The 14,152-nt window shown below is 68.2% G+C and carries 9 protein-coding genes; 3 read left to right on the forward strand and 6 right to left on the reverse strand.

Annotation, left to right across the window (positions count from 1 at the left end; translation table 11 throughout):
- Positions 1-218: 218 nt before the first annotated feature.
- A complete protein-coding gene (locus tag D7252_RS05805) occupies positions 219-5,411 on the forward strand; it encodes an S-layer family protein (protein ID WP_259461054.1) in 5,193 nt (1,730 codons plus the stop codon).
- Between the two features lie 97 nt (positions 5,412-5,508).
- Here the strand turns inward: D7252_RS05805 and D7252_RS05810 are convergent, their stop codons facing one another.
- Entirely contained in the window at positions 5,509-8,043 is a 2,535-nt protein-coding gene (locus D7252_RS05810; RefSeq protein WP_120774518.1) for a LuxR C-terminal-related transcriptional regulator, read from the reverse strand.
- A 122-nt stretch (positions 8,044-8,165) separates the two neighbouring features.
- On the opposite strand from D7252_RS05810, the gene D7252_RS05815 reads away from it, so the two are divergent.
- Entirely contained in the window at positions 8,166-8,720 is a 555-nt protein-coding gene (locus tag D7252_RS05815; protein ID WP_120774519.1) for an ECF transporter S component, read from the forward strand.
- Between the two features lie 151 nt (positions 8,721-8,871).
- Here D7252_RS05815 and D7252_RS05820 read toward each other — a convergent pair whose 3' ends face one another.
- The 5 genes from D7252_RS05820 to D7252_RS05840 form a co-directional block, all read right to left on the reverse strand.
- Positions 8,872-9,873: a magnesium and cobalt transport protein CorA gene (locus D7252_RS05820; RefSeq protein ID WP_120776829.1), complete on the reverse strand. Its 1,002-nt coding sequence runs from the start codon at positions 9,871-9,873 to the stop codon at positions 8,872-8,874.
- Positions 9,874-10,231: 358 nt separating this feature from the next.
- On the reverse strand, positions 10,232-11,026 hold the full coding sequence (locus D7252_RS05825; RefSeq protein ID WP_120774520.1) for an SDR family NAD(P)-dependent oxidoreductase: 795 nt from the start codon (positions 11,024-11,026) through the stop codon (positions 10,232-10,234).
- A 95-nt stretch (positions 11,027-11,121) separates the two neighbouring features.
- Positions 11,122-11,961: an SDR family NAD(P)-dependent oxidoreductase gene (locus tag D7252_RS05830; RefSeq protein WP_120774521.1), complete on the reverse strand. Its 840-nt coding sequence runs from the start codon at positions 11,959-11,961 to the stop codon at positions 11,122-11,124.
- An 85-nt stretch (positions 11,962-12,046) separates the two neighbouring features.
- A complete protein-coding gene (locus D7252_RS05835; RefSeq protein WP_120774522.1) occupies positions 12,047-12,895 on the reverse strand; it encodes an SMP-30/gluconolactonase/LRE family protein in 849 nt (282 codons plus the stop codon).
- Positions 12,892-13,725 (reverse strand): hypothetical protein, encoded by an 834-nt coding sequence (locus D7252_RS05840; protein ID WP_120774523.1) that lies wholly within the window; start codon positions 13,723-13,725, stop codon positions 12,892-12,894. Before D7252_RS05840 ends, D7252_RS05835 begins: the two co-directional genes overlap by 4 nt.
- 59 nt (positions 13,726-13,784) lie before the next feature.
- Between D7252_RS05840 and D7252_RS05845 the strand changes: the two genes are divergently transcribed.
- A complete protein-coding gene (locus D7252_RS05845) occupies positions 13,785-14,087 on the forward strand; it encodes a hypothetical protein (protein WP_120774524.1) in 303 nt (100 codons plus the stop codon).
- Positions 14,088-14,152 lie beyond the last annotated feature (65 nt).

Genomic DNA, 14,152 nt, shown 5'->3' on the forward strand with positions numbered 1-14,152 from the left:
TGCCGATGTGCGGGATCTCCGTACGACATGACCGGAGGGGTGAAAACCGGGGGTGAAATCCGTCGGTTCGCCCGTCGCCGGACCCTGGTGACGGCCATGCTTGCTGAGGCCCCGACCGGGTGCAGCGATGCTCGCGTGCGCTCGGCGGTCAACGTCTGAGGGGACGGGCCATCCGGCGCGTGAGTGCGCGCCGGGGTTGCGATCAGGGGAGAGCAGTCGTGTCAAATCGTGGTGCGCAAGAGCACACATCGTCGGATCGCCGTTCGGCGACGAAGGCAGATCGCTGGCGGCGTGGGCTGAAGAAGCTCGTGGGGGGCTTCGTCAGCACAGCGGTCGTCGCGTCGTCGATGGTCTTCGTCGGCGGGGCCATGACCGCAGCTCCGGCAGCAGCGGCAGACCCGTTCCTGTGCACCCCTGGCGCGGTCTTCGTGCAGAGCTCCACGGAGATCCGGGAGTTCGCGGTGAACGAGCAGGGTGGCGCCCCTGGGGAGGGCGGCACCCTCGGCACCGCGGGCTTCGGCATGAACCATTCGGACAACGGCCTGGGCATCTCGGCAGGCGGCCGGTATGCGTACACGGTGACCAACAGCTCGTCCAGCAAGATCCTCGCCAAGCACGACCGCATCACGGATCAGACGACGCGTACGCCGTTCACCCTCAACTCCGCCGTACTGCGCGGCGCGGTCAACCCGGTCACCGGTGTCTACTACTTCGCGAGCAGCACAGCGGGTAACGCGATCAACCTCTACGCCTGGGACGAGAGCGTCTCTCCGCAGACGTACGTGCAGGTCGGGACCCTTCGTCCGGCAGACGGCAGCAGCGACTTCGGCGCGAACGGCGACATGGCCTTCACGGCTTCGGGCCAGCTGGTACTCGTCGCCGACCGCTACATCTACTCGTCCGACCTGCCGGCGACGCTCGAATCGAGCACCGCCACCATCGAGGCCAAGCAGGTGCACGACATGGGTGCCGGTGTGCAGGGCAACGGAATCGCGTTCGGCAACCGGGGCCACATCTTCGTCTCGGTCTCCGGTGGCGGCAGCCGCATCGTCGAGGTGGACCTTCCGCGTGGCGTGACGGTGAACACCACGCCGCTGGGCAGCTTCGCGCCGACCGACATGTCGAGCTGCACCTTCCCGAACACGATCACCCTCAAGAAGGATCTGCCGGACGGGCGGCAGGCCGCGACCGACCAGTTCGGCCTCAGCGTGCAGGCACCCGTCGGCTACCAGGATCTGCAGACCGTGGCCACCACCACGGGGACGGCTGAGGGAGTGCAGCCGGACTACGCCGGACCGATCTTCACCAACCAGGGCGACACCTTCACGCTCGCCGAAACGGCTTCGGGCACGACCAACCTCGGCCAGTATGCGGCCAGTCTCGTGTGCGAGCAGCTGAACCCTGACGGCTCGACATCTCCCGTCGCCGTCAACGGCAACCAGGTGACGCAGCCCGCCGGCGCTCTCGGCACCGACGTGAACTGCACGTTCTCCAACGCTCGTCTGGTCCCGGGTCTGAACCTGAGAAAGACGGCTGATCCAGCCGCTGGCGTCGCCGTGAGCGCAGGACAACGCATCACGTACACGGTCGAAGCCGAGAACACCGGTAACACGACGCTCGACCCCGTCGAGATCAACGACGACCTCTCCGGTGTCTTCGACGACGCCGAGTACCAGGGCGACGTCTCCACCGCGATCGACGGCACCGAGGTGACCGCCGGCGCGGCGGCCATCGACGGCGATGCCCTTGCGTGGACAGGAGCGCTCGAGGCCGGACAGATCCTCACGATCACCTATTCCGTGATCGTCGACGAGGGAGTCGAAGGAGCGAGCATCGCCAACAGCGTGACCGCTTCGGGCACCCCTCCCGGGGGGATCGATCCGATCCAGCCGCCCGCAGTGACCACCGAGCACCCGGTCGCAGGGTTCACCATCGCCAAGACGGCTGACCCGGCATCCGGCTCCGTCGTCGAACCAGGGCAGGTCATCGAGTACACGGTGACCGGCACCAACACCGGGGCGACCGCCCTGAACCCGGCATCCATCGCCGACGATCTCGCCGGCGTGCTTGCACACGCGGAGTACAACTCCGACATCGCGACCGCGATCGACGGCACCCCGCTCGCGACCGGTGGTGCGACCCTCACCGGAACCGACCTCGCGTGGAGCGGTGCGCTGCAGTCCGGGCAGACGGTGACGATCACCTACTCGGTGACCGTGGGCGACACGACCTCCGGTGAGATCCTCAGCAACGTGGCTTCGGGCAGCGCCGTCCCGACGACGCCCAATCCCGCCGATCCGACCGGGCCGCAGGTTCCCGGCCAGCCCATCGTCCCTCCGACGGTGAGCACCGAGCATCCGGTGATCGGGTCAGGCTTCACCCTCAGCAAATCGGCCGACCCGACCACGGGCACGGCTGTCGAAGCCGGTGACACCATCGAATACACCCTCACCGGGACGAACACCGGTGACACGGCCCTCGACCCGGCGGAGATCGTCGACGACCTGTCGGGCGTTCTGGGCGATGCCGCGTACAACGACGACGTCACCGCCGACCGCGGTTCCGCGAACGTCGACGGTTCGACTCTGACCTGGACGGGCTCGATCCCCGCCGGGGAGTCCGTCACCATTCGCTACAGCGTGACCGTCGACGCAGGTGTGGAGAGCGCCCTGCTGGCGAATGTCGCGAACGGCGAGGCGACACCGCTGGTTCCGGTCGACCCCACCGATCCCGACGGTCCGACGACCCCGGGAACCCCGATCACGCCGCCGCAGGTCGAGACCGCTCACCCGGTCGTGGCTGCCGGCTTCGAGGTCGGCAAGACGGCCGACCCGGCCACCGGCACCGCCGTGAACGCGGGCGACACCATCGAGTACACCGTCACGGGCACGAACACGGGCAACACCGTGCTCGACCCGGCGACCATCGCCGACGACCTGTCGGCTGTGCTGACGGATGCTGCATACAACGGCGACGTCGCCGCCTCGATCGGCACGGCCGCCCTGGTGGACTCCACGCTCACCTGGAGCGGTGTGCTCGCCCCCGGCGACGAGGTCGTCATCACGTACACGGTGACCGTAGACGAGGACGCGTCCGGCGTCCTGCTGCGCAACACCGCCGAGGGACAGGCCACGCCGCTGATCCCCGAGGACCCGACCGACCCTGACAGCCCGACGAACCCCGGCACTCCGGTCACGCCGCCCCCGGCGTCGACGGAGCACCCGGTCGTCAATCCGGGCTTCGCGCTGACGAAGACCGCCGACCCCGCTTCGGGGAGCCGCGTCGACCCCGGCAGCGTGATCGAGTACACCGTGACCGGAACCAACACCGGCGACACCGTGCTCGACCCCGCCACGATCGCGGATGACCTCACCGCTGCGCTGGCCGTGGGCTCGTACAACGACGACGTCGTCGCCTCGCGCGGCGAGGCCGATGTCACCGACGAGACACTCGAGTGGACAGGCTCCCTCGTACCCGGAGAGAACGTCGTGATCACCTACTCGGTGACCGTCGACGGGGATGCCGGTGGCGAGACCGTCCGCAACTCCGCAACAGGCGAGGCGACGCCTCAGCTGCCGGCGGACCCGAGCGACCCCGAGAGCCCGACGACACCGGGAACGCCTCTCGTGCCGCCGACGGTGATCACGGAGCACCCCGTCAACACACCCGGTTTCACCTTCGCCAAGACGGTGGACCCGGCATCCGGCACCGCGGTCGACGCCGGGCAGGTGCTCACCTACACCCTGACCGGGACCAACACCGGTGAGACGACGCTGAGCCCGGTCGAGATCTCCGACGACCTGTCGGGCGTGCTGGACGATTCCACGTTCAACGACGACACCGCTGCGACGATCGACGGTGCTCCCGCAGCGCCGGCCGAACTCGTCGGCGATGAACTCTCCTGGACCGGATCGCTCGCCGTCGGCGAGGCGGTCACCATCACCTACTCGGTGACGGTCGGTGCCGATGCTGTCGGCACGCTGGTGGAGAACTCGGCAACAGCCACCGCGACGCCTCCCGGTGGCGACGAGATCACGTCACCGGAGAGCACGACGTCCAACCCGGTCAACGAGCCCGGCTTCTCTGTCTCGAAGAGCGCGGATCCCGCTCCGGGAACGGCCGTGGACCCCGGCACTGTGGTCACGTACACGGTGACCGGCGTCAACACCGGTGAGACGGTCCTCGACCCTGTCACGATCGTCGACGATCTGTCCGGAGTTCTCGCACACGCCGAACCCAACGGTGACGCGAGGGCGACGATCGACGGCGGGGCGGCACCGGCTCCCTCCCTCACCGGCGAGATGCTCACGTGGGATGGCGCGCTGCAGGTCGGCGAGACCGTGACGATCACCTACTCGGTGACCATCGCGGCGGATGCCGGCGGCGCGGTACTGACCAACTCGGTCACCGGCACGGCGACGCCTCCCGGTGGCGGATCCGCGATCGAGACGCCTCCGGCCATCACAGATCACGCGATCAACGAGCCCGGCTTCGAGCTGGTCAAGACCGCAGACCCGGCTTCGGGTTCACGGGTCGACCCCGGCAGCGTCATCACCTACACGGTGACCGGCGTCAACACCGGAGAGACGGCACTCGCTCCCGTGTCGATCAGCGACGACATGTCGGACGTGCTCACTCATGCCGAGTACAACGGCGACGCGACGGCGGTCGTGAACGGCGCAACCGTGTCGGCGCCCGAGTTCGCCGGCGAGGAACTGATGTGGACCGGCGAACTCGCGGCAGGTCAGCGCGTCATCGTCACCTACTCGGTGACGGTGGACGGTGACTCAGGTGGAGAGACCATCGCGAACGTCGCATCGGCCAGCGCGATCGCTCCCGGCGGTGCGGAGCTCTCGCCGGCACCATCTGCCACCGAGCACCGCGTCGGAAAGCCGGGCTTCACCTTCGAGAAGACGTCGGACCCGAGTTCCGGAACGATGGTCGCCACCGGCAGTGTGGTGACGTTCACCCTCACCGGGGTCAACACCGGCGAGACGGCTCTCGACGAGGTCGTCATCTCGGATGACCTCAGCGGGGTGCTCCCTCACGCCGACCTGACGGGTGATGTGGTCGCGACAGTGGGTGACCACGAGGTGGCTGCTCCCGTGATCGACGGGACGGATCTGCGGTGGACGGGAAGCCTTGCGGAAGGTGAGGTCGTCACGATCACCTACGCGGTCACCATCCATGCCGACGCCGCAGGCAAGACGCTCGAGAACGTTGCGGTCTCGATCGCCACACCCCCCGCCGGAGATGTGATCACCCCTGCGCCGAGCGGAACCACGCACCCCGTGCAGACGCCCTTGGCCGTGACGGGTGGGCAGCTGGCTCCGTGGGCGCTGATCCTCGGGCTGGGGCTGCTGCTCGGAGGCGCCGTGCTGCTGATCCTGCGTCGTCGGGCCTCGGCCTAGCGGTCGGCGGCCACTGGCCACTGTGTCTGCGCAGCTCGCGAGGGCTGCGCAGACACGGTCGTCTCTGTGGCGGAGCGAGACGCGGTGAGAGCGGTGCCTATCGCTCCGACAGCAGGTCGTGAAGCGCGGCCTGCTGGACGGCCTCCGCCCTGTTCGCGGCGCCGAGTTTGCGATACACGCTGCGAAGCTGCGTCTTGAGCGTGTTCTGCGACACATTCAGATCCGCGGCGATGTCCTGCAGCGACGAGCCTGACGTCAGGGCGCGCAGGACGACGAGCTCCCGGGAAGAGAGTCGCGGCCGGGCCGCGATCGAGGGCAGCGCAGCCGTCTGAGGGAGGGAGACCGTGACCTGGTCGGCCAGTGTCTCGCGGAGGAAGGAGAAGTCGTCCGGAGACATCAGGGCGATCGGGGTGGCCAGTTCGCGATCCTCGAGCCGAATGCCGAGTGCCTCCGTCGCAGCTCGCACGGCCGCGGCGCCTGCCGTGCGGTGGAGGGCGGCACTCTGCACCGCGGCGGTCTCCGCCCGCTGTCGTGCCGTGTCCGGCGAGAACCGCGTCTGCTCCAGCATCCGCAGAGCTTCCGACGCCTCGCCGGTCGCCAGCGCGAGTCGGGACTGCTCGAGCACCGTGTCGAACCGGTCGTGCTGCGCATCCTTCTGAAGAGTGCGTCTGGCGGCATTCAGATCGCCGACTGCGAGCTGCAACAGCGCGCGCGACCTGCTGAGCGCATCGCGGGCGTGCGCACTGCCGGCCTCGCGTCCGCGCAGGCGCGCGAACGACTCCAGCTGCTCGAGCCCTGCCGCCGCCCTGCCGTCGTGGAGTGCCACCCAGGCCTCCACTTGCGCCATCGCGACCCAGTGCTCGCTCGTCGAACGGTGCGGGCCGAAGACCCGGATGTGCTCGCGCGCCGCGTCGAGGTCGTGCGCCTCGACCGCGAGCAGTGCCTCGGCCACGCGATAGAACGTGCCACGGTAGCCGTCGAGTTGCTCCTGATCCCAGGTGCCCTGACGGATGATGTCGACATAGTGCTGGGCTTCCGGCATATCGCCGTTCCGCGCGTGGATGCCGCTGAGCAATGCCACGCCGTGCAGGGCATGCCGTGTACCGCGCGACGCCGCCAACGACGCGGCGAAGTCGAACCACTCGATCGCCTCGGCAAGACGGCCGCCGTAATACAGCGAGATGCCGAGGTGCGTGCAGAGCAGCGGGATCTCATCGATGTACGCGTCCCACTCGGACTCGGGCGTCTCCTCGAAGAGTGCGAGGGCCCTCGAAGCGACGTGACCGGCGCGCTCCGGCATCCCGATCAGCCGCAGTGCGGCGCTCTCCGCTGCCCAGATGTAGATCCGTTCCATCGCGGGCAGGTTCTTGCGCCGGGAGTTCGCGGCGGAGATCGCCACCTGCAGGAGCTGCAGTCCGCGGATTCTCCGCAGTTTGCTCGCGATGTAGCAGATCGCGAGGATCATGGCGATGAGCGGTTCGTGCTTGAGGCGTGAGAGGGGCAGCCGGCCCAGCAGCCTGACCACCGTCTTGCCGTCGTTCTCGAGGAGATTGTTCCAGCCTGACATGATCACGTGCGACGCGAGAGCGAGGTCGTCCTGCTCGACCGCCAGTCGCAGAGCCTCGGCCGGGGCACGCCGTCGCAGAGCCCCCTCGACGGCCGCGCGCCGAAGTCGCGGTACCTCTGCGGGATACGAGCGCTGCAGTTCCCGGCGCATCAGCGACCGCACGAACGGCGCGAACACGAACACCGGTGCCGCGTCGGAGGACCACCGTCCGAAACCGAATGTCTCGAGGTCGTCGAGCAGGTGAGCGGCATCCGCATCGCCGGTGAGCGTGCGCGCGAGGCCGGGGTCGACGGCGTCGGCGATGCTCATCCTGGTGAGAGACGCGAGATCGTCCGAATCGAAGCCGGAATCGGCGATGCGGATGCGCATGTAGTCCTCGACAGCGGCCGTGCTCGCTTGCAGCAACGCCTCCGGCGAACCCGGAACCGCGCGCTTCGTGGCACCGTGGATGATGGCAGGGAACCCGTCGGTCGCGTCCAGGATCCTGGTCGCTGTCGACGCGTCCACGTGCAGGGCGCGGGAGATCTCCGTCGCGTCGAACATGAGGGTGTCCGGGGCGATGAAGGTCCGGTCGATCACGAGGTCGAGTCCGTCGCTGTCGAACGTGCTGCGCCGGTTCGTCGCCGCGATCAGTCGGACATCGCGGCTGCCGGCGACGACGCGGCAGACGTCGAACACGCTTTCGCGGCTCAGATTGGCCGCATCGTCGAGGATGATGACGAGCGAGCCCGTATCGTCCTGGAGGCACTCGGACACCGCGTTCCACGGACGGTCGAGGGCTTCCTCGGTGAAGGTTCCTCTGCCGTGACGCACCAGCGCACGAAGCAGGTCGCGGGCGAAGACCGCGCTGGACGCGGCGTCGCTGTCGACGGTCAGCCACACCACGGCGGCTGCAGTCTCGCGTGCCCACTCGGCCATCGCGACCGTCTTGCCGGAACCACACGCTCCTCTGAGGACGGTGAGCCGGCTGTCGTTCTCCAGCTCCGCGGTCACTCGCGGACGCGAGGTGAGATCGCTCTGAGCGCGGGGGACGTCTGTGCGCACACCTGTGACGGATGCCGACATCGACCCTCCCCATTGCTCTCGACTCTCCACAGTATTCCGGAATTCTGCGGAGAGGAGCGGTCCAGGCGGGAACACGACTCGGCGGGTGCGAGGAGGAAGGGCCCGCATCCTAAGCTCAAGACGTGAATGATGCACCGCGGACGAATGCGATCAGGTCGATACGCACGAGCGCGCTGCTGGTGAGCGCGGCCTTCGGCGCGATCCAGGCGCTGGTCTTCGTCGCGGTCGTGCCGTTGACGTCGGTGCTGGCCGTCTCCTCGCCGCCGGCCTACGCTCTGGTGGCGGGCGTGCACAGTCTGATGCCGCTGCTCGCGCGCGTGGTCACCCGAGCCCCCGGCATGGCGACGTTCACGGCCTTCGTGACGGGACTGCTGACGTCGGCGATCTCACCGATCGGTCCGCTCGCCGCGGTGCCGCTCCTCGTCGCCGGCATCGTCTTCGACCTCGTGCTCCCGTGGGTGCGGGACCGACGCGTCGGGCCGAAGCGCATCCTCTTGGCCGGAGCGATCGTCGGAGCCGTGCTGTTCTTCGTCGCGCTGCCGGTGTTCTCTCCCGAGCATCTCGTGCTGCCCGTGCTCCTGGCCACGCTTCTCGCACGCATCGTCGGAGAGCTGGCGGTCGCCGGCGTGGTCATCGCCCTTCGGCGGCTCCTGGTGCGCGCCGGCGCGGTCCGCTAGTTGCGAGTCGGTCGGCTACGGGCAGCACAGATGTCGGGCGATGGAACAGATGCAGGGCCGTTTCGCGTGATTCGACCCGACATCTGTGCGATCGCCCGACAAGTGTCCCGAGGACGGGTGTTCCGGGGACGCGTGTTCCGGCGGCCTGGCGTCAGAGCCAGCGCTTGTACTTGAACACTCCGTACAGTGCCACGGCGAATGCGGCCATCGCGCCGAGCGCCATCGGGTATCCGAACGCCCAGTCCAGCTCGGGCATCATGTCGAAGTTCATCCCGTACACGGTGCCGACGAGCGTGGGCGCGAAGATGATCGCCGCCCAGGAGGAGATCTTCTTGATCTCGTCGTTCTGCGCGAGACCGGCCTCCGTCTGCCGGCGGGCGACGAGCGCGGAGTGCACGGTCAGCGCGTTCTCGAGAATCGCGCGGAACGAGTCGACGCGCTCATTGACGCGGATCGTGTGGTCGAGGACGTCGCGCAGCGACCGCTGCAGCTCCTCGTCGATGCGGTACTTCTCCGAACCGCGCTGCAGCCACTCCAGCATCCCGCTCAACGGGTGCACCGCGCGCTGGAAGTTGATGACCTCCCGGGAGAGCTCGTAGATGCGGCGGGAGAGGGCGTCGTCGTCGCTGTCGCCGAAGAGCTCGTCTTCGATCTCGTCGATGTCGTTCAGGAGGCCGGCGACGATCGGCTCGTACCCGTCGACGACCTCATCGAGGATCGCGTAGAGCACGGCTTCCGGTCCCATCGCGAGCAGTGCCGGGTTCGCCTCCATCCGCTGACGGACGGCGGCGAGGTTCGGTGATTCCGCGTGCCGGATCGTGACCACGAAGTCGGGGCCAACGAACAGGTGCAGTTCACCGAACTCGATCGACTCCTGCTCGTCCCGGTAGCGGGCGGGGCGCAGCACGGCGAAGAGCGTGTCGCCGTAGCGCTCCACCTTCGACCGCTGGTGACCCGACAGTGCGTCTTCGACGGCGAGCGGATGCAGGTCGAACTCGCGAGCGACGGACGCGACCTCTTCGGGGCTGGGTCGATAGAGACCGATCCAGGCGATGCCGCCCGCGGCATCCAGCATCCGGTAGGTCTCGTCCAGGTTCTTCGGGGTCTCCACGCGACGTCCTTGGACGTACACGCCGTTGTCGATGAGCGCCATGATCAGCTCTTTCTCGCAGGCGCACGGCGGCATGAGCCATCGTGCGCAGATTCGTCAGGGGCGGGAGACGCCGCCGACGGCTGCGAAGAACAACGTGCGGACGCGGAGAGGATGCTCAACGCGAGTGCGCACAGAGTCGCGACGCAGCAGTGGCGGCGTCGCTACTATCACCGGACATCGCCATCACCGCCTTTCGGACTCCTGGGGTCAGATGACCCGATCGGCCATGATACTCCTCGAAACCTGGGACAGCCGTTCCGTCTCACGAAGACGTCCGCTGTCGGTCGTTGAGCGAGCAGCGAAGCGACGAGACGAAGCGGTGCCTCCGCGTGCTCAACGACCGAGGGGGGAGGCCCGCCTACGGAACGATCGAGTCGATGTAGCCGCCGTCGACCCGCACAGCAGCGCCGGTGGTCGCCGAGGCCAACGGGGATGACAGATAGGCGACCATGTTGGCGATCTCCTGCGGTTCGATGAGCCGCTGCAGCAACGACTGCGGACGGTGCAGCCGCATGAACTCGCGCTGCGCGTCCTCCCAGGGGAGTGTCGAGTCGACGAGCTCGTACACGAAGTCCTCGACGCCGCCGGTGTGCGTGGGGCCGGCGAGTACGGAGTTGACGGTGACCCCGGTGCCCGCAGCATCCTTCGCGAATCCCCGAGAGACAGCGAGCAGCGCGGTCTTCGACATGCCGTAGTGGATCATCTCCGTGGGGATGACGACCGCCGAGTCGCTGGCGATGTTCAGCACCCGACCCCAGCCGCGCTCCTTCATCCCGGGAAGCGTCGCGCGGATGAGGCGTACCGCAGCGAGCACGTTGACCTCGAAGTACCGCCGCCACTCGTCGTCGGAGATGTCGAGCGCGGGAGTCGATCCGAAGATGCCGAGGTTGTTGACGAGCACGTCGACGGCTCCTGCGGCGGTGAGCACCGCATCCGCCCCCGCTTCGTTTGTGACGTCGCCGGGCGCGGCGACGAGCCGGCGCTCGGGTCCCTCGGTCTGGAGCTCCGAGACCACGGAGGCGACGGTCTCGGCGCTGCGACCGTTGATGGCGACGCGTGCCCCGGCATCCGCCAGTGTCGCCGCGATCGCGCGTCCGATGCCCTGGGTCGAACCCGTCACGAGTGCGGTCTTGCCGGTGAGGTCGATGATCATGGTGTTCCCTCCGTGGTGGATGCTGCCGAGTCCTGCAACCGTGGACCGGTCACATTCATGCCCGCTCTCGTCGCAGAGAAGCTCGTTTCCGGCGATCAGGCCTCGACGCCCACGAGTTCGGCGCTCTTCCTCCAGAGGGCCTCGGCGAGGTCGGCGTCATCTACCTGCGGGTTGACCCGGGTGCTCAGGACGCGCTCGTCGTAGTACGCGCCAGAGAACCAGGTCTCGTCGGGGGTTCCCTCGATGAACCAGCGCAGGTGCGAGCCGCCCTTCTCGCTGCCGATCAGGAGGAGGTGCTTCAGCGGGCTGCGGTACACCAACCGCATGATGCTCGACGATTCGGCCGCGAAGTTGGTGCGCACCGTCCCCGGATGGAAGGCCACCGCGCTCAGCCCCTCGGCATGGAACTTCGTGTGCAGGCTCTTCGCGAAGAGCACGTTCGCGAGCTTGGCATCGCCGTACGCCTTGTTCGCGCTGTACTGCTTTCGGTTGTCGAGGTCGTCGACGTCGATGCGGCCGAACAGCCGATGGCCGACACTCGACGTGTTGATCACCGCAGCGTCCGCCTTTCGCAGCTGCGGCAGCAGCAGATTCGTCAACAGGAACGGGGCGAGGTGATTAACCTGGATCGTCTTCTCGAAGCCGTCGATCGTCGGCGTCTGGTCGCCGAAGATGCCGCCGGCGTTGTTCGCCAGCACGTCGATCCCCTCGTCACCGACGAGTTCCCTGATCTGTTCGGCCAGCGCCCGGACGTCATCGAGACGAGCGAAGTCGGCGACCAGATGTTCCGCCCGGATCTCGCGCGCGACCGCGGCGGTCTTCTCGGGCGATCGACCGACGAGCAGCAGACGATGCCCCGATGCGGCGAGTTGACGAGCGGCGGCGGCCCCGATGCCGTCGGATGCTCCGGTGATGACGATCGTCTTCTGGGGCATGGAGGCCTTCCGGATCGGATGCTGCGGGGGTGTGACGAGCCGGCGGATGCCGGCGGCGATGCGTTGCGGCGCAGCGGTCCGATTCTCAGCCGGCGTACGGAGCGACGGGCAGACCGCGCACGCCGGGGCGAACCGCGAACACGGACCCCGCCGCGGTGTCATGGTCGACCGGCAGGCCCTGCGCCGAGGTCGTGATGTAGAGAGTGCCGAGGTCGTCGTCGCCGAACGTGCAGGCGCTCACCTGGGGCACGGGCAGCTCGATCGTGGCGATCAGCGCACCGGAGGCGTCATAGCCGTGCACAGCACTGCCGCCCCACAGGGCCACCCAGACGCTGCCGTCCTCGGCGACCGTCAACCCGTCGGGAGCGCCCTGCTCCTCGGGCACCTTCACGAATGCGCGTCGACCGCGCAACTCTCCGTCGACGACGTCGAACACGTCGACACGCTGCGTGGCGGTGTCGTTGAAGTACGCGCGGCGGCCGTCGGGCGAGAACCCGATGCCGTTCGACACGGTCGTGCGGGGAACCAGGGTCGACACGGCGAGGTCGGCGTCGAGCCGGAGCAGCACGCCGGCATCAGGGGTGGACTCGTAGCTCATCGAGCCGGCAAGCAGGCGGCCTCGTGCGTCGCAGCATCCGTCGTTCATGCGCACCGCGGGGTCGTCGAGGAGGCGGGCGGCCTCTCGCGCCTCACCGTCGACGTCATCCGCGAGATACAGGGTTCGGGCGCCGACGGCGACGAGGCCGCCATTCCGGCGCGGCCGGGCGAAAGCCAGGTATTCATCGTCGAAGTGCTGGCGGGTCACGCCGTCTGAGCGCAGGGTGAGCAGATCGCCGGCGTCGCCGTCGACGAAGCGCAATCCGCCCCATCCACCCCACCACACGGGGGCTTCGGCGTGGTGAGCGATCGGTCCGGTGACGTTCTCAGGGGTCATATGCCTTCTCGGGGTTTCGGCGGGGAGGAGCGCAGCGGCTCGGCGACCGGCATCCGCTCGGCTTCCGGTGGTGGCGCGGGTGCGGCTCCGGGGTCGGTGACGGGGCGCGCGGAGATCTCCTTGGCGACCTGCTGCTCGAGCACGGTCACCGCGTCGTCGGACAGCAGGATGAGCCCGTCGAGCTCTTCCCGTACACGCTTGTAGGCGACATTCCGCTCAGCCTGGGTGGCCGACTCGTCGACGGCGACCTTGAGGAGCTGCTGCGCCCGCTCGAGGCGCTTGCGCTCCGCCGCCGTGAAGGTCGAGTCCCGCAGGCGCCGCGCGTCTTTCTCGGCTATCTCGAACGCCACGGCGTAGTCGCCGACGGCCTGCAGATACTCGGCGACCTGATGCTCGGTCACCTTTCTCTCGGCGGAAGCCGGGCGCAGAGCATCCGCCGTCTTCTTCGCCCGCAGGAAAGCGGCAGTCAGCGGCTGGCGGCCGTCGCTCATGGCGGGGTAGGCGATCAGCTTGGCGACATCGAGCTCGTAGTCCAACCACCGGGCCGTGATCTCATCGTGCTCGGCGAACAGGCGTACGAGCAGGTCGTCGGGAGCGACGGATGCCGTGGTGTCGACGACCGACGGCCCGCGCCGCTTGTCCTGGCGGGTCAAGGCGCGTGCCTCGATCTCGGCGGCCTTGAGTTGGGCCTTCATGCGGAGGGTCTCCAGGCGGCGTTCGTGACGGCGCTTCGCGCTCTGCTCCCATGCTTTGGCGGCGCCACCGGCCATCCCCATGACGGGGAAGATGAGCCACCAGTAGTTGCCCGCCCACTGCCAGAACTCTTGCATGATGTGCTCAGCCTACTTCTCGTGGTGCCGCGGATGTCTGCGGTTGATACGGTCAGAGGATGATCACCGGCGTCGTGCTGAAGATCGTGCTCGTCGCAGTGGCGCTGGTCGTCCTCGTGGTGATCGTGCGGTCGCTGTTCGTGCGACCCGACCCGGCGCGGGGCCGCGGCCGCGGCATCCGACCGCCGAGGGGGATGGTGATCGCCGCCGGGGTGCTGCTGGCTCTCGGTCTGGTGTCGTCGGTGCTGGGTTTCGGCAGCGGTGACATGCGCGACCCGGTGCCGTTCCGCATCGCCTCTGTCGTGCTGGTCGCTGCCGGACTCGTGGTCCTGCTCGTCGACCGCCGTATGCGCCGTCGCTGATCGGTCGCCTGAGCGCCTCGACACCAGCCGTTCACTCAGCGTTACGTTCCGAGTACGGCGGTCTC

It is taken from the genome of Microbacterium sp. CGR2 (assembly GCF_003626735.1).
In the GTDB taxonomy this organism is placed as follows: domain Bacteria; phylum Actinomycetota; class Actinomycetes; order Actinomycetales; family Microbacteriaceae; genus Microbacterium.

Excerpts from the sequence above, each read along its gene's own strand:
- D7252_RS05810 (WP_120774518.1), bottom strand. The coding sequence starts at position 8,043 with ATGTCGGCATCCGTCACAGGTGTGCGCACAGACGTCCCCCGCGCTCAG.
- D7252_RS05820 (WP_120776829.1), bottom strand. The coding sequence starts at position 9,873 with ATGGCGCTCATCGACAACGGCGTGTACGTCCAAGGACGTCGCGTGGAG.
- D7252_RS05825 (WP_120774520.1), bottom strand. The coding sequence starts at position 11,026 with ATGATCATCGACCTCACCGGCAAGACCGCACTCGTGACGGGTTCGACC.
- D7252_RS05830 (WP_120774521.1), bottom strand. The coding sequence starts at position 11,961 with ATGCCCCAGAAGACGATCGTCATCACCGGAGCATCCGACGGCATCGGG.
- D7252_RS05835 (WP_120774522.1), bottom strand. The coding sequence starts at position 12,895 with ATGACCCCTGAGAACGTCACCGGACCGATCGCTCACCACGCCGAAGCC.
- D7252_RS05840 (WP_120774523.1), bottom strand. The coding sequence starts at position 13,725 with ATGCAAGAGTTCTGGCAGTGGGCGGGCAACTACTGGTGGCTCATCTTC.
- D7252_RS05845 (WP_120774524.1), top strand. The coding sequence starts at position 13,785 with ATGATCACCGGCGTCGTGCTGAAGATCGTGCTCGTCGCAGTGGCGCTG.